This is a genomic window from Planctomycetota bacterium (genome assembly GCA_016125255.1).
Lineage (GTDB): Bacteria > Planctomycetota > Phycisphaerae > Phycisphaerales > Zrk34 > RI-421.
In genome coordinates, this window is sequence record WGMD01000002.1 from 99,599 (window position 1) to 125,519 (window position 25,921).

Genomic DNA, 25,921 nt, shown 5'->3' on the forward strand with positions numbered 1-25,921 from the left:
AATGTCGTGCTCTGATCTTACACGGTCTTGAACGTTGTCGCATCAAACGCCACGCCGGCTTCTTCGGCGATGTGTTTGAATTCGTCGAGTTCGGCGGCGGTGAAGAGGAGGCCGCCGTGTTTTTGCGACTCGGCGGCGGCGCGGGCCTCGATCTGACCAGGGAGGATGCAGGACTCGTTGCCGTGGCCGAGCACGTCGGCGATGACGGCTTTGACGTTGTCGGCCTGCGAGCGGCCCTTGGCGAAGCTGACGCCGATCGCTTCGGGGTGGATCACTTCGAAGTAGAAGTTGGCGGTGCGTTTCTCGTCCGCGTCGCCGACGCCCCAGCGGTTGCGCAGCGTCGGGAGCGATCCGCCGATGTAGGCGCCCCAGAGTTCGTTGATGAGGGCGAGGCCGTAGCCCTTGTGCTGACCGAAGGGCATGAGCGCGACGACATCGTTGGGGTTGGTGGTTTCCTTGCCGTTCTTGTCGACGCCGGCACCGGGCGGAAGGGTCTTGCCTTCGCGCTTGAACTGTTGAACGCGACCCATGGCGACGGTGCTGGTGGCCCAGTCGACGCAGATGGGGTAGCCGATCGCGTCGGTCGTGGGGAAGCCCCAACTATGCGGATTGGTGCCGAGCGTCGGGAATTTGCCCATAAAAGGCACGACCTCGGCGAGGGCGGCGGTGCAGTTGGTGTAGGCGATGTAGCCCTTCTTCGCGGCGTCGATCACGTACCCGCCGCCCCAGAGATAGTGAAACGCATTGTCGACACTCACGACGCCGACGCCGAATTCGTCCGCGAGCTTCATCGCCGTGTCCATCGCTTCGAACGCCACGGCCTGTCCGAGCTTCTTGTTGGCGTTCCATCGCTGAACGGCTTTGAACTTCGTGGGCAGCTTTTCGATCTTCGCATCGGGGACGCAGCCGCCTTTTTTGGAGCCGAAAAGCTCATCGAGATGCAGGGCCTTGATGGCGTTGTGCGTCTTGATGCCGTGCCACGCGGCCAGCTCGCAGAAGCGCGCGCCCTGATCGGCCTCGGCGGCGGTGTAGCCCCGCTTGCGATACGCGGCGGCGACGAGGTCGTTGTGAACGGACACCGGCATGACATACTGAGCGTTCATGGTTGTTTCCTGTGGAATTTAGGGTAGGGTAGTTTACTGCATTTGAGGGCGGCAAACCAAAAGCGAGAGCAGGCCGCGAGCGGCATCGCTAAACGGGTCGATTCAACCTTCCTCGGTTTTGAATCGACGCAGAATCACCGGCCGGCCGAAGATGCAGATCAGCACGATCACCACCAGCGCCGCGAGAATGATCGGCTCCTTGATGGCCAATCGCCCCAGCAGGGTCACACCCGCCGCCCCCGCACCGATCGCCCCGGCCCACGACGCCCAGCGGTGCTGCTCGATGCGGCGGGCGGCGATGACGTTGACCGTGGCGAAGGTGAACAGGAAGGCCAGACTCGCCGCTTCGACAAGCTGGTCCAGCGCCCCGATCGCCGCCAGCAGCGCTCCGAAGCCCGCGAGCATCAGCACGCTGCGACCGGGGATGCGCGACTTGTTCGTATGGGCGAACCACTTGGGCAGCTCGCCATCGTCAGCGACGATGCGCGTCAGGCGGGCGGTGGCGAAGAGCGTCGCGTTGATCGCCGAGGCGGTCGAAAACGCGGCGGCGATCGAGACGAGAATCTTGCCGGTCATGCCCAGCGCTTTCTGGCCCGCCTGCGCGAGGGCGATTTCCTTGTGTTCGATGAGCTTGCCCGCCCCGACGAGTGAGGCCGCGCCCAGACTCACGACGATGTAGACGAAGATGACCGCCACGATCGCCCAGAGCACCGCCCGGTGCAGCGTCTTTTTCGGATTCTCGATGTCCTCGTAGTCGTATGTGAGCAGTTGAAAGCCCTCGTAGGCCATGAAGATCGACGCACCGCCGACGAGGGCGCCGAGGAACCCGCCGGGGCTGGCCTGATCGTATTGGAGGTTGGCGGGTTTGAAGGCCCAGAGGCCGATGACGGCGAGGCCGATGAGAATGGCGAGTTTGCCCCAGACCGTGATGATCTCCAGCCACGACGCCTCGCCGACGCCCAGCAGGTTCACGCCCGCCAGCAGGCCCACGATGACGACCGCCGCGACGCGGTCGAACCAGCCGGAAAGGTTGAACATCGCGCCGAGGTAGTGACCGAAGGTGAAGGCGTAGACGGAGAGCGTCAGGACGTAGCCGAGGATGAGGATCCACGAGAGCGACCCGGCGATGTTGTTACGGTTGACTTGGCGCAGGAAGGTGAACGCCCCGCCGCCTTCGCCGAATTTGGAGGCGAGGGCGACGTAGCTGAATCCGGTCGCCAGCGCGATGAGCCCGGCGAGGACGAAGCTGAGCCAGGCCCATTGACCGGCCATGGTGATGACGACGCCGAGCACGGAGAAAATCCCCCCGCCGACCATGCCGCCGACGGCCATGGACCATGTGGCGTTGAACCCCATTTTTTCCTGGGCGTCGCTCATGGTACGGGCACCAATAAAAAAGAGCGGGCAAGCCCGCTCGCGAAACGGTCAGATCTTGATCTGCGGGCGGCCGGGTTCGGGCCAGTCGACGTGGAAGAACTGGCCGCGCTTCTGGTCGACGCGCTCGTAGGTGTGGGCGCCGAAGTAGTCGCGCTGGGCCTGTAGCAGGTTCGCCGGGAGGCGGGCGGATCGGTAGCCGTCGTAGTAGGACAGGGCGCTCATGAACGCCGGGGCGGGGATGCCCTTTTCGGCGCACAGCGCGACGATCGCGCGCCAGTCGTCCTGCCCGTTGTTGACCGCCTTCTTGAAGTAGGGGTCGAGCAGGAGATTGGTCAGCTTCGCGTCCTTGCCGTAGGCATCAGTGATCTTCTGAAGGAATTTGGCGCGGATGATGCACCCGCCGCGGAAGATCTTGGCGATCTGCCCGAAGTCGAGAGTCCACTTGTATTCCTTCTGCGCCTCGGCCATGAGCTGGAAGCCCTGGGCGTAGGCGCAAATCTTCGAGCAGTACAGCGCCTGCTTGACCATCTCGACGAGCTTCTTCTTCTTGACCTTCGTCGTGGGCTTGGGGCCCTTGAGCTTCTTGCTCGCCGCCACGCGTTCCTCCTTCAGCGCGGAAAGGCACCGCGCGAAGACCGCCTCGGCGATCGCGTTGGCGGGGATGCCCATGTCCAGCGCGTTGACGGACGTCCACTTGCCCGTGCCCTTCTGGCCGGCCGTGTCGAGCACGACGTCGACGAGGAACTTGCGCTTGTTGGTCGGGTCCTTCTGCTGAAGGATGTCGGCGGTGATTTCGATCAGGTAGCTGGCCAGCTCGCTCTTGTTCCAATCGGTGAAGACTTCACTGAGCTGATCGGGCTTGAAGCCGCCCAAGCGCGTGAGGATGTCATACGCTTCGCAGATGAGCTGCATGTCGATGTATTCGATGCCGTTGTGGACCATCTTGACGTAGTGGCCGGCGCCGTCGGAGCCGATGTAGGTCGTGCAGGGCACGCCGCCGCTGACGGGTTTGCCGGGCTCGGCACCTTCGATGGGCTTGCCGCTCTTGTCATCGACCTTGGCGGCGATGGCCTTCCAGATCGGTTCCAGATGCTTCCAAGCATCCTTGTCCCCGCCGGGCATCAGCGACGGGCCGAAGCGTGCGCCCAGCTCGCCGCCGGAGACGCCGGAGCCGAAGAACTTGCACTTGTCGGCATAGGTCTTCTCGCGCCGGATCGTATCGGTCCACAGCGAGTTGCCCGTGTCGATGACGATGTCATCCTTCTCGACGCCCGCTTCGATGAGCTGATCGACGACCGCGTCGACGGCCGGGCCGGCCTTGACGAGGATGATGATCTTGCGCGGCTTCTTGATGGCGGCGACGAACTCGCGCAGGTCGGCGCAGCCGACGAGCCGATCCGCCGCCGGCTCGCTGGCCTTGCACTTGGCGACCCAGTCGTGCGTCACCTGAGCGGTCCGGTTGTACACGGCGATCGTGTACCCGTGATCCGCGATATTCAGCGCGAGGTTCTGCCCCATCACCGCCAAACCGATCAGCCCGACTTCCGCAGTGTTGTTTGTGGACATATCTGTTCCTTTGATATCACCCGGCCATGTGGCGATATGGTGATCTGGTGAAGTGGTGATGTAAAGTCAGTCTCCGAAGGAAGTCTTTCGCATCCGGGAAAATATTTTCAACAGTTCCGTCGCTTCGCGGGTCAAATCCGCGATCCGTTCGGCCTTGATCATACCAACTTCTTCGATCACGCTCAGCCAGTGGGCCGATTCATCCGCTTCCTCCACCACCACGCAGAGCTTGGCCCGGAACTCCTTCTTGCTGCGCGAACGCCGGGCCGCCCGGTAGTTGGCGGCGATCGAGGTCGCCGACCGGGCCAGTTGCCGGGCCACGACATCCGCCGACCGCCTTTTCGGCAGCGCATCCACCAGTTTCAGCACTCTTATACCAAACTTCGTCGCCCGATTCTGTAATTCTTCCGGCGTCATGACGCATGTTCCCGGCCGCATCCACATCGCCATATCACCATATCACCACTTCACCATTTATTGGCTTGAATATAGTCCGAGTTCCCCTTCAAAAAGTTCACCACATTCAGCGTCGCCCGAACCGCCTGCCGCTCCACGCTCTCGAACGTCCGGCTGCCCACATGCGGCGTCACCACGATGTTGTCGACCTCCTGAAACACATGCGGCGTCTTCATCGGCTCGACTTCCAATACGTCCGTCGCGTACCCCGTCAGCTTCCCGCTCTTGCACGCCGCGACGATGGCGTCGTCGACGACCAGACCGCCGCGGGCGGTGTTGACGATCATCGCCCCGTCCTTCATCCTGGCGATCCGCTCAGCATTGATCAGCCCGGCGGTTGCCGGCGTCATCGGCATGTGCAAGCTGACCACATCCGCCTTCGCCAGCACCTCATCCGCGCTCGCCGCCTTCTCCACCTTGTACTTCCACGCGAACGCCCCGTCCCAGTATTCGTCGAACGCAATGGGCTTCATCCCGAACGCCGCGGCTCGGACGATGACCTCCTTGCCGATGCGGCCCATGCCGAGAATGCCCACCGTCTTGCCCATCAGCTCCGACCCCGTGACGCGCTTCCATTGCCCCGCCTTGACCGCGCGCATGTGAGGCCAGAAGTGTTTGGCCAGCGCGATCATCAGACCGATGGCGTGCTCGGCGACGGTCGTGTGGTTCACGCCGGGCGTGAAGAGCACCGGAATTTTTTTGCTGGTGGCGTGATTGACGTCGATGGAGTCCAGGCCGATGCCGTACTTGGCGATGACCTTGAGCTGGGGGAGCATGGCGTCGATGACTTTGGGGCTGAAGATGTCATCGCCGTTGAGCGTCCCGTCGAAGGGGCCTTCCTTGGCGATGACGTCGAGCATCTGCTGTTCGGAAAGCGGTCCGCGGGCGCGGACGATTTCGAAGCCGGACTTGGCGAGCAGGTCGTGATGGGCGCCGGGGGTGTCCTGATAGCTGGTCGTGGTCAAAAGCACGCGCATGGCGGGCGATCTCCGTATGTTCCAAAGGGAAATTAAGAGCGATCAACGGTAACGATTTTTGGCCCCGGTGCAAGACGGATCAATCCCGATCTTTCGCGCGCCTGATCCCGATATTTCCCGCCATCGTGCTTTACCGACCGGCGGTCCGGCGTGTACAGTAGCACGCATATGTCCGAGTCGGAGCCCGTCATTTCGCTACAGAACGTCCGCAAGAGTTTCGACGGCCGCGTCGTGCTCGATGATGTGACGTTCGATGTCATGCGCGGACAGACCATCGTCATCATGGGCGGGTCCGGCTGCGGCAAATCCACCACGCTCCGCATGATCATCGGCTCCTTCAAACCCGACTCCGGCTCGATCAAGCTCTACGGACAGGACGTCACCAGCGCCGACGAAGCCCAGCTCAACAACCTCCGCAAAAAGTTCGGCATCCTCTTCCAGTCCGGCGCCCTGTTCAATTCGATGACCATCGCGCAGAACGTCGCGCTCCCCTTGCAGGAACATACCGAACTCGACCCGCTGACCATCGAGATCATGGTCAAGATCAAGCTCGAACTCGTCGGACTGCGCGAACACGCTGACAAATTCCCCGCGCAGATCAGCGGCGGGATGAAAAAGCGCGCCGGGCTCGCCCGTGCGCTCGCTCTCGATCCGCAGATTCTTTTTTACGACGAACCCAGCGCGGGGCTCGACCCGGTGACCAGCGCCGAGATCGATCAGCTCATCATTGACCTGTCGCGCAAGCTGCATGTGACGAGCGTGGTGGTGACGCACGAGATGGACTCGGCGTTCACGATCGCTGACCGCATGGTGATGCTCGACAAGGGCCGGGTGCTCGCGGTTGAGGACCGGCAGTGGTTCGAGAAGCTGCGGGACACGAAGGGCGAACTGCCGGAGGATCAGGCGCTGATCCGCCAGTTTTTGCGCGGCGATCCCGTGGGCCCGATCACGCAGCGCAAGCAGACGACCGGATACGCCGAGGACCTGCTCGGCGAAGTCCCCGTGCCGCGCAAGGCCGTCCCGTCCATCGTCGCCTCGCGCACCACTTGATGATCCGCACCTGTTGGGGGTACAAAGACCGCCATGGCACGTGAACGCAACAACCTCAAGGCCGGCCTGTTCGTCCTCGCCGGCATCGTCCTGGCCTTCGCCGCCATCGTCATCCTCGCCGACTTCGGCACGCTCTTCCGCCCCACGCAGAAGATTCAGACGCGCTTCGCCCTCTCCGACGGCCTCAAGGGCCTCAAGACCGGCGCCGCCGTCACCATCGGCGGTGTCCCGGAAGGGTCCGTCACGCATATCCACGATGAACTGAACGCCGACGGCGTGGCGGTCGGGAAGATCGTCGAGTTCACCATCCCCGCCGACTACAAAATCTTCGAAAACGCCCATCTCGAGCTCGACGTCCCCACCATCGGGTCCAACACCAAACTCAACATCCGCTCCTTCGGCGGACCCCTGCCCACCGGCAAGCCCAACGGGACCGGCTGGCAGTACGAAGACGGCGTCGATCCGCCGATCCCCGGCGGGCTGGCCGTCAGCGAGATGGTCAAGAACTTCGTCAAGGAAATGGGCATCGAGGACGAGCAGCGCCGCCGCATTCAGAACATCATCAAGAACGTCGACCAGCTTGTCGCCGCCGTCGGCTCCGACCCCAAGCCCGTCACCGAGACGATCACCAACGTTCGCGACATCACCGCGCATCTCAAGAAGACCGTCCCCGAGCTGACCGACAAGGCCAAGGCCATGTTCACCAAAGGCGAGGAAGCGTTGACGACCGCCAAGACCGTCCTCGATGACAACCGGCCCAAGATCAACAGCGTCATGACCAACACCGACAAGCTGATGTCCGAGCTGCGCGGCACCATCGAAGAGAATCGCCCCGCCATCAAGACCACCCTCGCCAACGCGCAGGACATCTCCGACCGCGTCCGCAAGGAGACGATCACGAAGGTGCACACGCTGCTGGACAAGGCCAACGCCTTCGCCGACGACATCAAGAAATCAACCGAGCAGCTCAAGGGTTTCGCCGTGACGCAGCGCCCGTCGCTGGAGCGCACGGTGGCGAACATGCGCATCACCAGCGACCAGCTCAAGCTCGCCGCCATCGAAGTGCGCCGCTCGCCGTGGCGTCTGCTCTATAAACCCACGGAAAAAGAGCTCGAAACGGACAACATGTACGACGCCGCGCGCAGCTTCGCGCTCGCCGCCGCGTCGCTCAATGAGACGGCCGATGCATTGACCGCGCTCGTCAAGGAGAGCAACGGCGCGCTCGCGCCCAACGATGAAAACCTCACGCACATCCTTGACAACCTGCGCGCGACGTTCGAAAAATACTCCAAGGCCGAGAAGCTCTTCTGGGATGCGGTCGACGGCAAGCCCGCGCCGCCGCCCGACGACAAACCCGCTTCTCAGTGATATGATGCTCGCAACGTCGGGGCGCACAAGCTGCAACCCCGACCCGAGGCCCCAGGAAAAACGCGCCACGTTTCCCTGGGGCTTTTTCTTTGTTCGCAGCGCGCCCGAGGCGGGGAGACTTAAGTCTCCCCGCCTTCTTGCTCACTTATCCGGAATCTCGCGGCCGGCGGCCCAGTAGATGCCGTTGCGCAGGAGCACATCGAACGATTCGTTGGCGAAGTCGTCCACGTGGCCGAGCGAGGTGTAGAACACGCGGCCGCCGTCGGCACGCCTGTTCGTCCACGCGACGGGCTCGGGATCGTGATCGGGGATCGTGCCCATTAGTAGCGGCGTGGCCGTCGCAACCAATGGGTGGGATTTGTACATGGACCAGCCGGCGGTGAACGGGAGTTTCACGCCGCGCAGGAGCGGATTGTCATCAGCGCCGGCGGCGGCGCGGATCACCGGGTGCTCGGCGTTGGCGTAGTGATTGTCGTAGTGGCATCCGAGCACGTCGGCGTCAAACGTGGGCCAGACGGCGTGACCGGCGGGCGGGTCGCCCTTGCGCAGGGCGAAGGCGTGCGAAGCGGTGCGGATGCCCACCACCGGCTTGCCCGCCGCGACAAATCGCTTCAACGCCGCCATCTGCTCGAGCGTCGGCGTGCGGCGACGCACGCTGATGAGCACCATGTCCATGTCGTCGAGCTTCTCCATCCCCGACAGATCGTTCTCATCCTCGGCGGCGCTCTTGACCCAAGTCATGTCAAAGTCTTTGCTCAGCCGGTCGGCGGCGAACTTCGGTAGCGACTCGGCCGTGTTGTATTCCGGCTCCGACACGATGATCATCAACTTCACCTTCGCCGCATCCGCCGCATGTGCCGACACGATGCAGCACAGCGACACAAGCCCCGCCAGCAGTGTGCGGCGCGTCATCATGATTGCGGCTCCTCGTGGGCGTGCATGGTGATGACCTCCAGAAAGGCCTGCCCGTACTGGGCGAGTTTGCGCTGGCCGACGCCGCTGATGTTGACCATCTCGTCCATGCGGGCGGGGCGTGCGTGGGCCATTTCGATGAGCGTACGGTCGCCGAAAACGATATACGGCGGCACGCCCTGCGCCTTGGCCAGTTGCAGCCGCTTGGCGCGGAGCGCATCGAAAAGGCGCGACGACGCGGCGTCCTTGAGTTCGACACGCGCCGCGCCCGATCGACCGGCACGTTGTCTTTCCCGTTTCCGGGGGCGGTCGTCCTTGCGAAGCTGCACGGCCTGTTCGCCCTTGAGCACGGGGCGGGCTTTTTCCGTGAGCCGCAGCGAACCGTGCGCCGGATCGACGCGCAGCAGGCCCATCGCCACAAGCTGGCGATACACGCTCATCCACTGCGCCCGCGTCAGCTCCTTGCCGATGCCGAACGTGCTGATGCTTTCGTGGCCGTTGCGTCCGATGCGTTCCTGGTCCGCGCCGATGAGCACGTCGGCGAGGTATCCCGCGCCGAACACCTGATCCGTGCGGTACGCGCACGACAGGGCCTTCTGCGCCGCGACGGTTCCGTCCCATGTTTCAACAGGCGTCAGGCACGTATCGCAGTTGCCGCAGGGCTCGTCCATCGCGTCGCCGAAGTATTTGAGCAGCGTGATCCGCCGGCAGGTCGTCGTCTCGCAGTAGCCCAATAGCGCGGTGAGCTTCTGATGTTCGACGCGCTTCTGCTGCTCGGAGGCCTCGGACTGATCGATGAACCCGCGCACGGTCGTCGCATCCGAAAGCCCGTAGGCCATCCACGCATGCGACGCCAGCCCGTCGCGCCCCGCTCGACCCGTCTCCTGGTAATACGCTTCGAGACTCTTGGGCAAATCCAGATGCGCCACGAACCGCACATTCGGCTTGTCGATGCCCATCCCGAACGCGATCGTCGCCACGACGATCAATCCCTCTTCACGCAGAAACCGATCCTGATTCCGCTGGCGCGTGACCGCATCGAGCCCGGCGTGATACGGCAGAGCCGCGTGACCATGTTCGACGAGAAACGCCGCCGTATCCTCCACCTTCCGCCGCGACATGCAGTAGACGATCCCCGCATCGCCGGCATGCTCGGCTTCGATGAACTCGAGCACCTGCTGTTTGGCGTTCTTCTTGAGCGTGACCCGGTATTGAATGTTCGGCCGATCGAATCCGCTGATGAACCGCTCGGCCTCCTCAAGCTGAAGCCGCTCGATGATGTCGCGACGCGTCGGTTCGTCGGCCGTCGCTGTCAAGGCCAGGCGCGGCACCTGCGGAAACTTCTCATGCAATACCGTGAGCTGCCGGTACTCTGGGCGAAAGTCGTGACCCCACTGCGAAACGCAGTGCGCTTCATCAATGGCGAACAGCGCCAGCTTCGTCTGCGCCAGCCGCTGAAGAAACCGCGGCGTGACGAGCCGTTCCGGCGCGACGTACACGAGGTCGTATTCGCCGGCGATCATCTCCTGCTCGATCTGCTCAGCGGCGTAGGCGGGCAACGAGGAATTGATGAACGTCGCGCGGACGCCCAGCTCGCGCATCGCCGTGACCTGATCCTGCATCAGGGCGATGAGCGGCGAGACGATGATGCCGGTGCCGTCGCGGAGGATGGCGGGGATCTGGTAGCAGAGACTTTTGCCCCCGCCGGTCGGCATGAGCACCAGGGCGTCCCCGCCGGCGACGACATGGTCGATAATCGCCCGCTGCGGTCCGCGGAAAGAGTCGTATCCGTAGATGGATTTGAGGATGTTGAGGGCGGGATCATCCATGACGCAGCTACACTATACTCTAACTTCCCCCTCCCTCGAAGGGAGGGGGCAGAGGAGGGATTCGACGTAGCGAATGTCGCTCGATGCGCGAGCGCGTCGCCGGCGAATGAATCCCCCTCCCAACCTTCCCCTTCGAGGGGGAGGAGTGAAATGCATCATGCTCAAAATCGGCAATGTCCAACTCGCGACGAATCTGCTGCTGGCGCCGATCGCCGGGCATTGCGATTTACCGTTTCGACGGGTGGCGCGCGAGGCCGGGAGCGTCGGGCTGGCGTTCACCGATCTGCTCTGCCCGCACGGCATCCTCAAGCAGAATGAGCAGACGCAGTGGCTCGCCGCCACGGACCCGCTCGATCAGCCGCTGGGTATGCAGCTTTACGGGTCCGACCCGGACATGATGGCGGCGGCGGCACAGTGGTCGGCGGCCAACGGCGCGACGACGATCGACATCAACATGGGCTGCCCCGTCGACAAGGTCACCAAAACCTTCGCCGGTTCGATGATGCTCTGCACGCCCGATCACACCGTCGGCGTGGCGGAACGCCTCGTCAAAACGGTCAACCTGCCCGTCACCGCAAAACTCCGTCTCGGGTACGAACAGGGCGAGCTGACCGCACCGGAACTGGCGAAGCGGCTCATCGGCGTCGGCGTCGCGGCGATCACGATCCACGGCCGCACGGCGGCTCAGCGCTTCAAGGGCAGCGCCTGCCTCGACGGCATCGCGCGCGTCGTCGAAGCGGTGCACACGGCCGGCGGCGGGCGCGTGCCGTGCATCGGCAACGGCGACATCCGCACGCCCTTCGACGTCCAGCGCATGCTTCGTCACACCGGTTGCGACGGGGTGATGATCGCGCGGGCGGCGCTGGGGGCGCCATGGATCTTCCGCGACACGCATGAACTCATCACGACCGGCGCCATCACGCACGAATTGACCCTGCGTCAGCGGCTCGAACTGGTGAAGATGCAGTTTCACCTGATGCGCGCGATGCGCGGCGATCGGCGGACCGTGTCGCGCATGCGCCAATGCATCAGCGGGTACGCCGTGCATTTGGGCCCGTGCAAACCGCTCAAGGCGGCCATTCAGTCGATGAAACCCCAAGACGCAGGGCGATTCGACGAGATGGTCGACACGTTCATCGAAACTTCCGGCCAAGCGGCGGAATGCGTGCCGGTGTCATGGTCGCAGCGGGCGGATCAGCTTGCCGCCAGCGCGTTGTCGGTGGTTCACTGAAGCAATAGCGGAGGTCACGTTCATGAAGACATGGATTCTCATCGCGGCGATGATGCTCATCAGCGGGTGCTCGAGCTTCGAGCACGATTGGGAGATGGCGGGCAAGACCGCGCCGCCGGCGGATGCGATCACGGGGCGATGGAGCGGGACGTGGCAGTCGAAAGTGGACGACCACAGCGGAGCATTGCGGGCGATCGTGACGCGCATCGATGACACGCATTACCAGGCGAAGTTTCACGCCGTCTACGGCGGCATGATGACCTTCGAATACACCGCGACGCTCAACGCCAAACCCGCGACGGATCAGATTGATCTGGCGGGCGAAGAGGACCTGGGCTGGCTCGCCGGGGGCGTGTACAAGTACAACGGTCACGCCACGCCGACGGAGTTCTTCTCGCTGTATCGCTCGAAGTACGACGAGGGAACGTACACGATGAAGCGGCCGTGAGCTTCGCGCCGCCGTCGTCTTCAGCCATTCGCGGATGCGCCGCAGCCCGGCCGCAGCCGTGCGAGCAGGTTTTCGTCGATTTTCGCCTTCACCGTTCGCCGGTCGATCTCGAGTTTCGCCGCCGCGCCTTCGTAGCTTCCGGTCTGCGCATAGACGATCGTGCAGTACCGGCGCAGCAATTCGTCAGCCGTCAACTCGCCGCTTAACATCGCCTCGGCGATCGCCGCGCGCGGATCGTCGCTTCTCATCGCGCGACCCGGCGGGTGATACGATTTGCGGATCACCACGTTGCGCACGCACTGCTCGAGCTCGCGCACATTGCCCGGCCAGGCATAGCCCGGTCCGAGATGCTCGTCGATCCATCGTTCCACTTCGTCCGCCACTTCGCCCGACACGTCGCCGACGAGCCGGCCGGCGATGAACTCGACGAGCCGCCGCCGCTCGGTCGGGTCGGCGACGAGCCGCTCGCGCAGCGACGGCGTGATGATGATGTCGCTGCACAGCCGGTAGTACAGATCCTCGCGGAACACGCCGCGGTTCATCTGCTCGCCCAGATGGCGGTTCGTGGCGGCGATGAGTTTGCCCTCGAAGCGTCGCTCGGCCGTGTCGCCGAGGCGATTGAACGTGCGCGACTGAATCACGCGCAGAAGCTTCACCTGAATCGTCGGGTCCAGTTCGCCGATTTCATCGAGAAAAACCGTCCCTAATGGCGGACAGACCTCCAGCCACCCGGCGCGATCGGCGACGGCGCCGGTGAACGCCCCGCGTGTGTGCCCGAACAGTTCCGACTCGATGAGCGTCGCCGACAAGGCCGACAGATTCAGCGGGTAGAACGTGCCGGCGAAGTCGGCGGTGAAGCTCTGCGAAAAGTCATCGAAGGGAATGTAGCGCGACAGGCCGACGGCTCGGGCGACGAGTTCCTTGCCGGTTCCGCTCGGGCCGGTCACGAGCGTGGTGTAGTCAGCCATGCGATCGAAAAGCACGCGGCGATAGCGGCGCATGTCATGCGTGAAGATCGACTGCCACACCGCCGCCCGCAATCGCACCATCGGCTCGGACGCGCCGATGAGGTAATTGAAAATATTGCCGAAGGCGCGGCGGACCTGAAAGAAACATGCGAACACGTGCGCGACCTGCCCCGGTTCGATCGTCAGCCCCTCGAAGTTCGTGTAGTCCATGACTTCGTCGGCGAACTGTTCGTACATGGCGATCTTGCGACGCGGGCCTTTCGCCGCCATGCCCTCGTCGATGAGCCGATCGAACGCCTCGCGATAGCGGTGATAAAGCACGAAGAGCACGAGGTCTTCATAAAGCCCGCGCTCGGCCTCGGTGATGTCCCCCGCCTTCGCCGCCTTCTTCTGCGCTTCAGTGAGCACGGACTGGCAGCGATTGAGAATGCTCACCACATTCGGATACGCCTCTGTCAAATCCGGCCGCAGGTTCCAGTCCGCCTTCTCCTCGACAAACCCCGCCCCCAGCGCCGCCCGCTCGAAAGCGATCCGCTCCGGCAAGAACGGATTGCAATACGCCAACTTCGACACCGCATCCGCGAACTTCCGATCCGCCGGGCTGAAGATCGACATAGGCAACCTCCGATCATTGATTGTACACGTGATGTACGCCACATGCACAAACAGGCCACCCACACATCGGTTCCCCCGCTTCGACGATCGCCACATCTATTTGTCCAATCGTAATTTATGGTTTTTGTCCCCATCGGCATGTATCTCGCCATAGGAAGAACGCCAACACACAGGAGCCGAACCATGAACGCCGCCCCGATCAAACTGAACGACGAACTGAAGGACGCAGCGAACGCAGCGTTCGACCGGTCGTGTCGCCTCTTCTCCAACACGATGATGGTGCTGTGGGGGATTGGGCTGATCGGGTTCGTCGGCTTGTACCACCTTACCAGTCTCAACTTCGGAATGTCCCTCGGCCTGTGCCTGCTCGATCTGGGCTTGATCGTCGTGCTCGGAGCCGCCGGCTTCCTCGCCGAAGTGGCGCGTCTCGTTGACTGCGCCCTGTACATCAAGTCTGCGCTGATCCGCATGACCGTGCATGCCGCCCCCGTCATCGCGGTGATCAGCTACGTGATCTACGTGATGCAGAACTTTCCGCATTGTTGACGCCACGCAACATCAACCCTCCGCACACAGGAGCCCAATTATGAACGCCGCCCTCGCCGACTCCAGCCATCCGACAAACCGAACCGGCGGTAACGACGCACACGATCCGCTGCGACGGACCTCGAACATCCTGATGGCGATCTGGGCGTCCGCATGTGTCGGCCTCGTCGCGCTGTGGGCGATCATCATGAACGTGCCCATGACTTCGCAGGACGCCCTCGTCATGGCGTTCGTGATCGGCTCCCTGACCGCAATCGGCTCAGCCCTCGCCGGCGTCGTCGTCGAAATCACACGCCTTGTCAAAACCGGTGACGCCGCGACGATCCTGCCGCGACTGTTCATGCACGTCGCCCCGATCGTCGCCATCGTCTGTTTCGCGTTTTACGAAATCACTTGCGCGATGCACTTTTAACTCCCATTGTACCGATGCACCCCTATCAACAGAGCTGCTCCATGTCACTCCCACTGCCTGAATCAGACAGATCATCGTCTTGGCAGCGATTCTTCATCGAGCCCGGCGGCGGGCGGTATCCGAGGGCGTCGCGGTGGTTGAATCGCGCGTCGCTGGGTTTCGGGGCGCTGTGGATACTCACGAGTGTGGGAGCAGCGGGCTTTTGGATATTCATCCCCGCACCTTCCGGGTGTGCCGGACTCGGCTATATCGTGACGCTGGCCTTCATGCTGCTGGCGATGGCTGCCGCCGGATGTCTGGGCATCATTCTCGAATCTGCGCGCATCTGGCCGTGTCGAACGAGCCAGAAGCAGCCGCTGATGCACATGGCCGTCCATAGCACGCCGGTTTTATTCGTGGTGGTCCTCTACCTCATCGCCATCCTTGCGCAAATGTGATCGCATGCTCATGCACGATGCACCAACCTGGAACCTTCTCGCCGCGTGGGTCGGCACGGCGATGGGCATGAGCACCGGGGCGATGGTCGGGTTGCGGTTTGCGCGGGAGGAGTTCGCGGGGGGATACGCCTCGTGGCCCCGGCGGCTCATGCGGCTCGGGCACATCAGCTTCTTCGGACTGGCGATCGTCAATTTCATGTTCTACCAAACGACGCGAGCCCTTCCGGGCGATCGCCTTTGGGTTCCTTCCCTATTGCTCATCGCCGGCGCGGTCACGATGCCGGCGATGTGCTATCTGAGCGCATGGCGGAAGCCGTGGCGTCACCTCTTTTTCATCCCCGTCGTGTGTCTGATCGGCGGCGTCTGGCTGACGATCGTATCCCTTCTCGGAGCACTGAAATGAAAATCGGCCTCATCGCCATGAGCGGCATCCGCGCGTGCGATCCGGAACTGTTGGAGCTGGGCCTGACGCTGCCGGGCTTCGTCGAGCGCAGCAAGGCGATCGCGTCGCTGCCGTCGCTGGGGCTTTTGACGCTTGCGGGCATGACGCCGGCGGAACATGAAGTGCGGTACATGGAAGTCGCGGATCTCAACGACGCCGACGCACTTCCGATGGATTTTGATCTGGTGGCGATCAGCAGCTTCAGCGCGCAGATTCTCGAAGGGTACAAGCTGGGGCAGCGATACGCGGCGAGGGGCGTACCCGTCGTGACGGGCGGATTGCATGTGACGAGCGTGCCCGGCGAACCGGCGGAGTACGGTCTGTCGGCGATGCTCGGGGAGGGCGAGATCGCATGGGGCGATATTCTCGAAGACGCGAAGCATGGTAAGCTGGAGGACGTCTACGAAGCGCGGGGGGTCGAGTTTGATCTCGGGGCGTCGCCGATGCCGGCGTACGAACTGCTCGACATGAGCCGATACAACCGCATCACGGTGCAGACGAGCCGGGGATGTCCGTGGAAGTGTTCGTTCTGCGCCAGCTCGATTCTGCTGACGCAGCGTTACAAGCAAAAGCCCATCGAGCGCGTGTTGGCGGAGGTCGATGCGATCGGCGCACGATGGAGGCGGCCGTACATCGAATTCGCGGACGACAACGCCTTCGTGAATCGGCGGTACTGGTCGCATCTGCTGCCGGAGCTGGCGGATCGTCACGTGCGCTGGTTCACAGAAACGGACATCACGATCGCCGACGCGGACGACGCATTCATCGACGCGCTGCGCGAGGCGGGTTGTCGGCAGGTGCTCATCGGCATGGAAAGCCCCATCGCCGCGGGGCTCGACGGGCTGGAGCTGCGCCGCAACTTCAAGAGCGACAAGTGGCGCATCTACAAACAGGCGATCGCCCGGCTCCAGTCGATGGGCATTCTCGTCAACGCCTGCTTCGTGCTCGGCCTCGACGGGCAACCCTCGGAAGTTTTCGATGCGATTTACGAATTCGTGGCGGACGCCAAGCCGTTCGATGTGCAGATCACGTATCAGACGCCCTTCCCCGGCACGCCGCTGTACGCGCAGCTCAAGCGGGAAGGTCGACTCACGCACGACGGGCAATGGAACCGCTGCACGCTCTTTGACATCAACTACGAACCGCGCCCCATGTCGGCGGGCGAGCTGCGGGCGGGCTTCTTCGATCTGGCCCAGCGGCTTTACAACGACGATTTTTCGCGCTGGCGGCGGGAGCACTGGCGCGATGTGGAACCGATGCCGAGTCTGCCGCGCGTTGACGTGGCTTAAGGGGGTTCACGCATGGAAGGTTTCTTCGTCTTACTGGGGCTGCTCCTTCTGGCGGTGCCGTTCGTGGCGCTGGGGTTGGCGGTGGCGGCACGGAATCATGCGGAGCGACTCGAGGAGCAGAACAAAGCGCTGCACAAGCGGCTTATGCGGCTCGAGCAGTCGCTGATGCAGCCGGGTCATGCAGCTCCGCCTGCACCCATGGAGACGAAGCGGGAGGCGGCGGCGGCGACGCCCGAGCCGCCGGCTGCGCCGTCCAAATCGCCGGTGATCGAGACGCCCGCGCCGCCGGCGGAGGTCATCGAACTGACGCCGGTGCCGGAAGCGCCGATGAAGGAGCGAAGCGAGGTAGAGAAGCTGGTGGCGACGTTGAGCGCGGCGGAGGCGGCGGCGCCGGTGACGATCAAGCCGTTGACGGAGACGGTGGTGAAAAAGACGGAAGGCGGGGCCGCGGTCCGGCCACCCGCGAAAGAGAAGGACACGCCGCGCGTCGGTTGGGAAGAGAAGCTGGGGGCGAAATTGCCGGTGTGGATCGGGGCGATCGCGCTGGCGCTGGCGGGGATTTTCATGGTGCGATTGATGGTACAGCACGGGATGCTCACGCCGATCGTGCGCGTCTGGCTCACCGTCGGTTTCGGTGCGGCACTGATCGGCATCGGCGAGTTCGTGCGGCGGAATCTGTCGCAGATCGCGCAGGGTTTGACGGCGGCGGGTGTGGCGGTGTTGTATGCATCGCTGGTGTCGGCGGTGAATCTGCATCATCTGATGGAGCCGACGACGGGCTTTGCGCTGATGGCGAGCGTGACGGCGTTGGCGGTGGCGCTGAGTCTGCGGCACGGACCGTTCGTCGCGGTGCTCGGACTCGTCGGCGGGTTCGTCATGCCCGCCATTCTCGGCGCCCATCATGTCTCGACGCTTCATCTGTTCAGCTACCTGCTGCTATTGGAAATCGGACTGACGCTGCTGACGCGCGGGCGGGGTTGGTGGTGGCTGACGCTCTTGACGATGATCGGCGGGTTCGGATGGGCGGTGTTCTGGATCAACTTCTGGTTCAACGCCGACGACGCGAGCATGGTGGCGTTGTTCGTGATGGCGTCAGTGGCGTCATTCGTCATCGCCTCGTTCAACTGCACGAAACTGTATGGCGAGATGCCGGTGTTCATCGTGATGCCGTACCTGTCGGTCATCGCGGGGCTCGGACTGATCGGACAGCTTGTGCATGCATCGAGCTTCACGCCCAGCGAATGGTCATATCTGATGCTGCTGGGCGCGGGATGCATCGTGCTGGGCCGGGCGCGGGACGAGTATCTGGCGATGCCGTGGCTTTCGGCGGCGACGGGGACGGCGCTGCTGATCCTTTGGGCGAATGACGGCGGGGCGCACGACGGGCTGCTCTTCAAGAAAGTCGTCCTCGCACACGGGCTGCTCTACGGCATCGGCGCGTACGCGGCGATGATCCGCACTCATCGGCCGGCGGTGTGGGCGTACATGAGCATCGTCAGCGCGATGACGTTTACGTTCACCGCCTATCTGGCGGACGATCCGGACTTTTCGCTGACCGCCCTGCCGTGGTGGAGCGTCTTCGCCCTCCTCGCCGGTCTCTACACGCTCGGCGCGATCCCCGTCGGCGTCGTGCGCGAGCGCTGCGAAGGCGACACATGGGACAGCCCGATGGGCGGATTGATCATCGGCATCAGCGCGATGGCCGCCACGGCCCTGGCCATCCGTTACGAACAGCGCCCGCTCACCATCGCGCTGGCGATCGAAGTCTTCATCGTCGCGGCGGTGATGTACCGGCTCAAGCTGCCGGAACTCAAGCGCGTCGTGACTGTGCTCGCAGGTGTGGTGGCGGTCCGGCTGCTGATCAATCCGATGATCGTCGACTACCCGCTCAGCGAGCACGTCATCTTCAACGGACTTTGGATCCTGTACGGTCTGCCGCTGCTGTCGTTCATCGGGGCGTCCAAGCTGATGCGGCGCTTCGGCGATGAACCCCGCGCGACGGGCCTCGAAGCCGGGGCGATCGCGTTCGGCTTCGCATTGGTGTCGCTGTTGATCCGTCACGGTTTCGATCCACATATGACGCATCACGCCATCGACCTGATCGAGTTCAGCACGTATACGACAAGCTGGCTGGCGCTGGGGATCGCGCTGTTGATCGCTTCGGCGCGGTGGAAACAACCGGCGGTGCGGATCGGGGCGCGCGTGGTGCTCGTGCTGGGCGTGCTGGTGCTTGTGATCGGGGCGGGGCTGTTCCGCAATCCGCTCAGCTCGCCGGCGCCGATCGGCGAAGGCGTGTTGATCAATGTGCTCTGGTATGTCTATGGCATGCCGGCGATCCTACTGGGCCTGACGGCCTGGGTGTTCGCGAAACAGAAGGACGAGCCGGCGAGCCACATTTCGCTCTTCGGATCGATCGCCCTGCTGGTCGTCACCGCCGGCATGCTCATCCATCACGGCTATCACCCCGCCGACATGACCGAACGCGGCGCGAGTCTCTACGAGTACGCGACGTACGGATTGGCATGGGGCGTGATGGGCCTGGGCCTGATGACGATCGGCGGGCGCGTCAAGCACGAACTGGTCGAACGCTTCGGCGACGGACTGGCGCTGATGTCGGTCGTCGCGGTGATCGTCGGCGGGGCCTTCGCCGCCAATCCGCTGCATGTCGATGCGAACATCGGCAATATGCCGGTGTTCAATGGCCTTTTGTACATCTTCGCCCTGCCCGCGCTGATCGCAGGCACGATCGCATACCGGTGGAAGCAGCGCGGGTATCTGATGCCGGCGCGGGCGATGGCGCTGGGCGCGCTGGTGCTGATCTTCGCGCTGGTGTCGCTCCAGGTGCGGCAGTCCTTCTGGGGAGCGCACCTGATTCTGCGCGGGCAGGCGCCGACGATGGGCGAGTGGTACGCGTATTCGGCGGCGTGGCTGGCGTATGCGGCGGTGCTGCTGACGGTGGGCGTGCTGGGGAATCTGCAGATGATACGATATGCGTCGCTGGCGGTGATGCTCGTGTCGGTGGTGAAGGTGTTCATCTTCGACACGCGCCATCTGTCGGACCTGTGGCGCGTGCTCTCGTTCCTGGGTTTGGGCGTGAGTCTGCTGCTCTTGGCTTGGGTGTATCAGCGGTTCGTGTTCCGCAGCGGCGCACGAACGCGCGAAACGGATGAACAGTCTCATGAATCAGACGGCCTCGACGAACCTTCGGTCCCCTGACGAACCGGCGCACCCGCTGCGCGGTCTGCTCGTCGCGCAGTTCTTCGGAGCGTTCAATGACAACGCATGGAAGTACATCATCCTCACCCTCGCCATGCGCCCGATCGTCGCCGAGCACGGGTCCAGCGGCAATGATTTCCTCGAGGCCTCACAGTGGCAGACCTCGCTCGCCCTATTGGTCTTCACGCTTCCGATGATGATCTTCAGTCTCCCCGCCGGCGTCCTGGCCGACCGCATCAGCAAACGCACCGTGATCGTGTCCATGAAGATTCTCGAGCTCATCCTGATGATCGCCGCCACGGCCGTGATCCTGCTCGTGCCGGGGAACATGATCGCGGCGATGGTCGTGCTGGCGATGATGGGCCTTCAGTCGGCGATCTTCAGCCCGGCGAAATACGGGATTTTGCCGGAGATTCTCCCCCATTCCAAACTGTCGATCGGCAACGGGCTGCTGGAGATGTGGACCATGCTCGCCATCATCGCCGGCACGGGACTCGGGCCGCTGATGCTCGCTTTCGATCGCGACGGCACGCTGCCGCAGTACACGTTTCTCGCTCCCGCCGTGCTCGTCGTGCTCGCCGTCGTCGGGCTTTCGGCGACGCGCGCGATCCCGCCGGTGCGTTCGATGGGCTCGCCGCGCAGCATGAGTCAGACGACGCGCGCCGCTTTCTCCGCCATGTTCGCCGATCGCGTGCTCATGCTCGCCGTCGTCGGCTCCGTGCTCTACTGGTCGATTCTGAGTCTGATGGGGCAGAACCTCTATGTGTACGCGCGCCAGATCACGCTGGCGATGGCGCACGCAGAGATCTACTCGGGGTTGCCGCCGGCGCTCTTCGGCGTCGGTATCGGCGTCGGCGCGGTTCTGGCCGGGCGGCTCTCGGCGGCGAAGGTCGAAGTCGGACTGATCCCGCTGGGCGCGGTCATCTTTTCGATCATGGGCCTGCTGCTGGGGCTCATCGAGCCGCGGCTGCCCGGCACGCTGGGGCTGATGCTGGTCATGGGACTCGGCGCGGGTTTCATGGTCGTCCCGATTCACGCCCTCATTCAATGGCGCAGCCCCGCCGATCGACGCGGAGCCGTCATCGCCGTCACCAACGTCGTCACGCTCGCCGGCGTCATCGCCGGTTCGCTCGGCGCCAGCGGACTCGCCGAAACCGGCCTCGACTCCGGCGGGCTCCTGCTCGTCAGCGCCGGCATCGTCATCGCCTGCACGCTCTGGGCATTGTGGCTCCTCCCCGATGCGCTCCTCCGCGTCCTCCTCGTCCTGCTCACGCACACCTTCTACCGCCTCAAGGTCATCAATCGACAGCACGCCCCCGAAGAAGGCGGCGCCCTGCTCGTGCCCAATCACGTGACGTTTCTCGACGGCCTGTTCATCCTCGCGAGTCTCGATCGCCCCGTGCGATTCATCGTCGACGCGACGTACTACAACAAGTGGTGGGCCCGACCGTTCATGCAGGCGCTGGGCGCGATTCCGATCACGACGAGCGGCGGACCCCGCGCGGTGATGCGCGCCTTGCGGCTCGCCGGGCAGTACCTCGATGAAGGCCATCTCGTGTGCATCTTCGCCGAGGGCCAGCTCACGCGCACCGGCACGCTGATGCCTTTCCGCCGCGGCATGGAGCGCATCGTCAAGGGCCGCGACGTGCCGATCATTCCGATGCACCTGGACCGCATCTGGGGCAGCATCTTCAGCTACATCGGCGGGCGTTTCGTCACGAAACTCCCGCAGCAGTTGCCCTATCCCGTGACCGTCTCATTCGGCGAGCCGCTGCCGTCCAGTACGCCCGTGCAGGAAGTGCGGCAGGTCATTCAGCGCCTCGGCACCGATGCCTGGCAGCATCGCCGCGCCGATCGCCGCCCGCTGCAACGCACGTTCATCCGCATGGCGCGTCATCGCCCCTTCGGCCCCGCTTTCGCCGAAGCGACCCGCCCGCGCGTGTCTCGCATCAAAGCCCTCGCCGGCGCGATCGCGCTTGCCCGCGCGATGCGGACCCACTGGGCCAATCAAAAACGCGTCGGACTCCTGCTCCCGCCCAGCATCGCCGCCGCCACCGCCAACCTCGCCGCCGCCCTCGCCGGCCGAACCAGCGTCAACCTCAACTACACCGCCGGCCCCGCCGCCATGACCAGCGCCGCCCAACAAGCCGAACTCACCACCGTCCTCACCAGCCGCGCGTTCATCGAAAAGGCCAAACTGACCATCCCCAAGGGCGTGCATCCGCTTTTCATCGAAGACCTCGTCACGAAAATCAGTAATTCGCGCCGCATCGGGTGTCTCCTGCTCGCTTGGTTCGCCCGCGTCAAAACGATCGAGCGCCTCTGCGGCGCGGACAAGCCCGTGACGCTCGATGACGAAGCGACGATCATCTTCTCCAGCGGATCGACCGGCGATCCCAAGGGCGTCGTCCTCACGCATTTCAACATCGACTCGAACGTCGAAGCCGTCGCGCAGATCTTCCCGTCCCGGCACGGCGACCACATGCTCGGCATCCTCCCGCTCTTTCACTCGTTCGGCTACATGACGATGTGGCTGGCGATCAATCATGACATGGCGATCGTCTTCCATCCCAATCCCCTCGACGCCGATACGGTGGGACGACTTGTCGAGAAGCATCGCATCACGGTGCTGATCGCCACGCCGACGTTTTTGCAGCTCTATCTCCGGCGCGTTTCGCCGCACGCGTTCGGGTCGCTGCGTGTCGTGCTCACCGGCGCGGAGAAGTTGCCTGCCCGCGTGAGCGAGGCATTCGAAGAGACGTTCGGCATTCGTCCCATCGAGGGCTACGGCGCGACCGAGTGTTCGCCCGTCATCACCGCCAGCACGCTCGATGTCCGTTACGAGGGCGTGTTTCAGGCCGGTTCGCGCCGCGGGAGCGTCGGCCTGCCGCTGCCGGGCGTGTCCGTCAAGCTGGTCGATCCCGAGTCGCTGGCCCCGCTGCCCGCCGATGGCCAGACGCCGGGCATGCTCCTGGTGCGCGGGCCCAACATCATGAAGGGCTATCTCAACCGTCCCGACCTGACCGAGAAAGTCATGCGCGACGGCTGGTACGTCACCGGCGACATGGCCCGCATCGATGACGACGGGTTCGTCTTCATCACCGACCGCCTCTCGCGCTTCAGCAAGATCGGCGGCGAGATGGTCCCGCATGGCAAAGTCGAAGACGCCCTGCATGATGCGGCGAATCTGACCATGCAGACCTTCGCCGTCACCGCCATCCCCGATGCCAAAAAAGGCGAGCGCCTCGCCGTGCTGCACACGTATGACCCCGCGAAGATTCCCGAGCTTGTCGAGAAGCTCGTCGCCGCCGGTCTGCCCAATTTGTTCATCCCGCGAGCGGACCAGTTTCTTAAAGTCGACGCCTTGCCGCTGCTGGGCACGGGCAAGCTCGATCTGCGTGAACTGAAGCGGCGCGCCGCCGAAGCGTTCCCCCCCGCCGGAGCATGACATGGTCAAGCCGCATCATGATCCCGATTACGATCCCCCGAGGCCGTGGTGGTCGTTTCATCGGCGGCGCATGATCGTGATCGTCGGCGCCATGATGGTGCTGGCCGTGCCACTGCTCGTGCGATGGGTCAACACGCAGGCCAAGCCGCCGGCCGCTCCGATCACGAGCATCAGCACCGCCGTCGCCCAGACGCCCGCCGAGGATGAATCGCACACGCTCACGATCCCGCTCACCGACGGCCGCGTCGATATGACCAAGGTCAAGTCGCGCGTCAGCGATTGGCTCGGCTTGAGCAAGTCCGCTGACAAACCCGCCGATGCGAACGCGCCCGCCGCCGCCCCCGTCTGGCTCGAGCAGCTTCAGAGTGCCACGCACGGCATCCTCCATGTCCAAAACACCGGCGACAACCTCACGCTCAAGTTCGATGAAAAACAGTTCTGGCGACAGGACAAGCAGGTCCGCACGGATTTTCGGCACAAGATGGAGCAGCTTTTCCCCGAATCCGCCGCCGAGGCGAAGGCGCAGTACGGTCTGTTCATCTATGCCGGCAATGACTCGCCGCCCGTGCGGCTTGATCATGTCGCCGCCGCGCTGCCCGCGCATGTCGTCGTGCTGATCCATGGCCTGGACGATCCCGGCGAAGTCTGGTCCGTGCTTCGCCCGACGCTGCTGGCGCGACATGAAACGGTCGGTCAGTTCGAGTATCCCAATGATCAGCCCATCGACGAATCGGCCGCGCTGCTGGCGGAGCAGTTGAAGCTGCTCCGCGCGGGGGGCGTGACACGCATCGACATGGTGGCGCATTCGATGGGCGGGCTGGTCGCGCGGCAGGTGCTCACCGATGCGCGGTGGTACGCCGGCGACGGGGCGAGTCAGGCGGACTTGCCGGACATCGCGCGACTCATCATGGTGGGCACGCCGCAGCATGGATCGGAGCTGGCCCGTTTTCGTTTCGCCGCGGAGTGGCGTGACCAGTTCGCCCGCGCCATCGCCGGTCAGGCGACGCCGCTGGGCGGCATCTTCGACGGGGCCGGCGAAGCGGAGGTCGATCTATTGCCGGGCAGCGATTTCCTGACCGCGCTCAATGCCCGCCCGCTCCCGGCGCACACGAAGCTGACGATCATCGCCGGACGCGCCAGCGGCATCAGCGATGAGAAACTCGTCGAACTGCGCGAACATTTGAGCGTGCATCCGCCTGAAGGCGATGTCGACGCTGTGCGGCGTGCGCTCGACTCATTGGCCGACAACATCGGCGACGGGGCTGTCACGCTCGAAAGCTCCCGGCTCGACGGCGTGACCGATTACACCATCGTCGATGGCAATCACCTGTCGATCATCCGCAACGTCCTGCCCGGCTCCGAGCGCATCCCGCCGGCGCTGCCGATCGTACTCGATCGGTTGGAGAAGAATTAGAGCACGCCGCAAGCGGCGTCGCGAACGGATTCGCTGGGGATGCTTCGCGTCCGGGCGGTTTACTTTTTTCTTTCATTTTCGCCACAACCCATCCCCCCTGTCCCGCCGCCGCCACGTTTGGCGCTTCGCTGCTTGACCGTGCCTCAAGGGCGACTTAGCTTTAACCGTGAGCATTCAACTCACCGGTCGGAGCACCGCCATGTTCAACGATCTATTCACCGACTACAGCGACAAGACCATCTACTTCATCATGGGTAGCGTGGGCACGCTGCTGTTCATGATCAAGGCGATCCTCATGCTCGCCTTCGGGCATGGCGACTCGGCCGAGTTCTCCGTGGACATGCACGCCGACGGCGGCATGGAGGCGCACGGCACGGGCTTTTCGCTCATCTCGATGCTGTCGATCCTTTCGTTCATGATGGGCGCGGGGTGGATGGGCCTCATGTGCCGGACGCAGTGGAACCTCGGCCCGTTCACCTCGGCGATGTTCGCCGCGCTCTTCGGGTTCGGGCTCATGCTCATGTCGTCCGGCGGCATGTACGCCATGAAACGCCTTCAACAGTTCGGCGGATACGACGTCAAGCAGTGCATGAACCAGATCGGCCGCGTGTACCTGACGATCCCCGCCAAGGGCGAAGGCGCCGGGCAGATCGAAATCAACTTCGACGGACGCAACAAGATTCTCCCCGCCATCAGCGCCGGCGGGCGGATCGAGTCCTTCGCCTCCGTCAAGGTCATCGAGGTCCGCGCCGACAACGTGTTGATCGTCGAGCCGGTGTGACGCCGGTTCGTTTTTCGGGTGAGTTACTTTTCTTCG

The 25,921-nt window shown here is 63.8% G+C and carries 20 protein-coding genes; 12 read left to right on the forward strand and 8 right to left on the reverse strand.

Translation table 11 applies throughout. From position 1 onward, the window contains the following. Positions 1–17: 17 nt before the first annotated feature. From GC162_01585 to GC162_01605, 5 genes are all read right to left on the reverse strand, one after another. Positions 18–1,103: a lactate dehydrogenase gene (locus GC162_01585; protein ID MBI1367325.1), complete on the reverse strand. Its 1,086-nt coding sequence runs from the start codon at positions 1,101–1,103 to the stop codon at positions 18–20. A 102-nt stretch (positions 1,104–1,205) separates the two neighbouring features. After that, the gene (locus GC162_01590; GenBank protein MBI1367326.1) at positions 1,206–2,480 is read right to left on the reverse strand and encodes an amino acid permease; all 1,275 of its coding nucleotides are present in this window, start codon (positions 2,478–2,480) and stop codon (positions 1,206–1,208) included. Positions 2,481–2,528: 48 nt separating this feature from the next. Beyond that, positions 2,529–4,046, reverse strand: a complete 1,518-nt coding sequence (gndA, locus tag GC162_01595; GenBank protein ID MBI1367327.1) for an NADP-dependent phosphogluconate dehydrogenase — start codon at positions 4,044–4,046, stop codon at positions 2,529–2,531. Between the two features lie 66 nt (positions 4,047–4,112). Next, positions 4,113–4,463 (reverse strand): four helix bundle protein, encoded by a 351-nt coding sequence (locus GC162_01600; GenBank protein ID MBI1367328.1) that lies wholly within the window; start codon positions 4,461–4,463, stop codon positions 4,113–4,115. A gap of 50 nt (positions 4,464–4,513) precedes the next feature. Continuing rightward, a complete protein-coding gene (locus GC162_01605; GenBank protein ID MBI1367329.1) occupies positions 4,514–5,479 on the reverse strand; it encodes a 3-phosphoglycerate dehydrogenase in 966 nt (321 codons plus the stop codon). Positions 5,480–5,647: 168 nt separating this feature from the next. Between GC162_01605 and GC162_01610 the strand changes: the two genes are divergently transcribed. Next, positions 5,648–6,529, forward strand: a complete 882-nt coding sequence (locus tag GC162_01610; GenBank protein ID MBI1367330.1) for an ATP-binding cassette domain-containing protein — start codon at positions 5,648–5,650, stop codon at positions 6,527–6,529. Between the two features lie 33 nt (positions 6,530–6,562). Continuing rightward, positions 6,563–7,897, forward strand: coding sequence for a hypothetical protein (locus tag GC162_01615; GenBank protein MBI1367331.1), 1,335 nt, complete (start codon positions 6,563–6,565; stop codon positions 7,895–7,897). 141 nt (positions 7,898–8,038) lie between these two features. Here GC162_01615 and GC162_01620 read toward each other — a convergent pair whose 3' ends face one another. Continuing rightward, positions 8,039–8,812 carry a hypothetical protein gene (locus GC162_01620; GenBank protein ID MBI1367332.1) on the reverse strand — a complete coding sequence of 258 codons (774 nt, stop codon included), beginning with the start codon at positions 8,810–8,812 and terminating at the stop codon, positions 8,039–8,041. Further along, positions 8,809–10,638, reverse strand: a complete 1,830-nt coding sequence (recQ, locus tag GC162_01625; protein ID MBI1367333.1) for a DNA helicase RecQ — start codon at positions 10,636–10,638, stop codon at positions 8,809–8,811. Before recQ ends, GC162_01620 begins: the two co-directional genes overlap by 4 nt. A 73-nt stretch (positions 10,639–10,711) precedes the next feature. Here recQ and dusB point away from each other — a divergent pair, with 73 nt between their 5' ends. Continuing rightward, complete coding sequence (dusB, locus tag GC162_01630) at positions 10,712–11,869, forward strand: tRNA dihydrouridine synthase DusB (GenBank protein ID MBI1367334.1); 1,158 nt, start codon at positions 10,712–10,714, stop codon at positions 11,867–11,869. 22 nt (positions 11,870–11,891) lie between these two features. Next, complete coding sequence (locus GC162_01635; protein ID MBI1367335.1) at positions 11,892–12,317, forward strand: hypothetical protein; 426 nt, start codon at positions 11,892–11,894, stop codon at positions 12,315–12,317. Between the two features lie 20 nt (positions 12,318–12,337). Here the strand turns inward: GC162_01635 and GC162_01640 are convergent, their stop codons facing one another. Next, positions 12,338–13,900, reverse strand: coding sequence for a sigma-54-dependent Fis family transcriptional regulator (locus GC162_01640; protein ID MBI1367336.1), 1,563 nt, complete (start codon positions 13,898–13,900; stop codon positions 12,338–12,340). 183 nt (positions 13,901–14,083) lie between these two features. Between GC162_01640 and GC162_01645 the strand changes: the two genes are divergently transcribed. The 8 genes from GC162_01645 to GC162_01680 all read left to right on the forward strand — a co-directional run bounded on the left by GC162_01645 (position 14,084) and on the right by GC162_01680 (position 25,885). Further along, the gene (locus tag GC162_01645; GenBank protein ID MBI1367337.1) at positions 14,084–14,446 is read left to right on the forward strand and encodes a hypothetical protein; all 363 of its coding nucleotides are present in this window, start codon (positions 14,084–14,086) and stop codon (positions 14,444–14,446) included. 40 nt (positions 14,447–14,486) lie between these two features. Further along, positions 14,487–14,858 carry a hypothetical protein gene (locus tag GC162_01650; protein ID MBI1367338.1) on the forward strand — a complete coding sequence of 124 codons (372 nt, stop codon included), beginning with the start codon at positions 14,487–14,489 and terminating at the stop codon, positions 14,856–14,858. A gap of 447 nt (positions 14,859–15,305) precedes the next feature. Then, complete coding sequence (locus tag GC162_01655) at positions 15,306–15,698, forward strand: hypothetical protein (GenBank protein MBI1367339.1); 393 nt, start codon at positions 15,306–15,308, stop codon at positions 15,696–15,698. Beyond that, complete coding sequence (locus GC162_01660) at positions 15,695–17,026, forward strand: radical SAM protein (protein ID MBI1367340.1); 1,332 nt, start codon at positions 15,695–15,697, stop codon at positions 17,024–17,026. The genes GC162_01655 and GC162_01660 overlap by 4 nt, the downstream gene beginning before the upstream one ends. Before the next feature lie 12 nt (positions 17,027–17,038). Continuing rightward, the gene (locus tag GC162_01665; protein MBI1367341.1) at positions 17,039–20,242 is read left to right on the forward strand and encodes a DUF2339 domain-containing protein; all 3,204 of its coding nucleotides are present in this window, start codon (positions 17,039–17,041) and stop codon (positions 20,240–20,242) included. A 16-nt stretch (positions 20,243–20,258) separates the two neighbouring features. Then, positions 20,259–23,690 carry an MFS transporter gene (locus GC162_01670; protein ID MBI1367342.1) on the forward strand — a complete coding sequence of 1,144 codons (3,432 nt, stop codon included), beginning with the start codon at positions 20,259–20,261 and terminating at the stop codon, positions 23,688–23,690. Between the two features lies 1 nt (position 23,691). Continuing rightward, positions 23,692–25,104 carry a hypothetical protein gene (locus GC162_01675; protein MBI1367343.1) on the forward strand — a complete coding sequence of 471 codons (1,413 nt, stop codon included), beginning with the start codon at positions 23,692–23,694 and terminating at the stop codon, positions 25,102–25,104. Between the two features lie 166 nt (positions 25,105–25,270). After that, positions 25,271–25,885 carry a hypothetical protein gene (locus GC162_01680; GenBank protein MBI1367344.1) on the forward strand — a complete coding sequence of 205 codons (615 nt, stop codon included), beginning with the start codon at positions 25,271–25,273 and terminating at the stop codon, positions 25,883–25,885. The last annotated feature ends 36 nt before the right edge of the window (positions 25,886–25,921 follow it).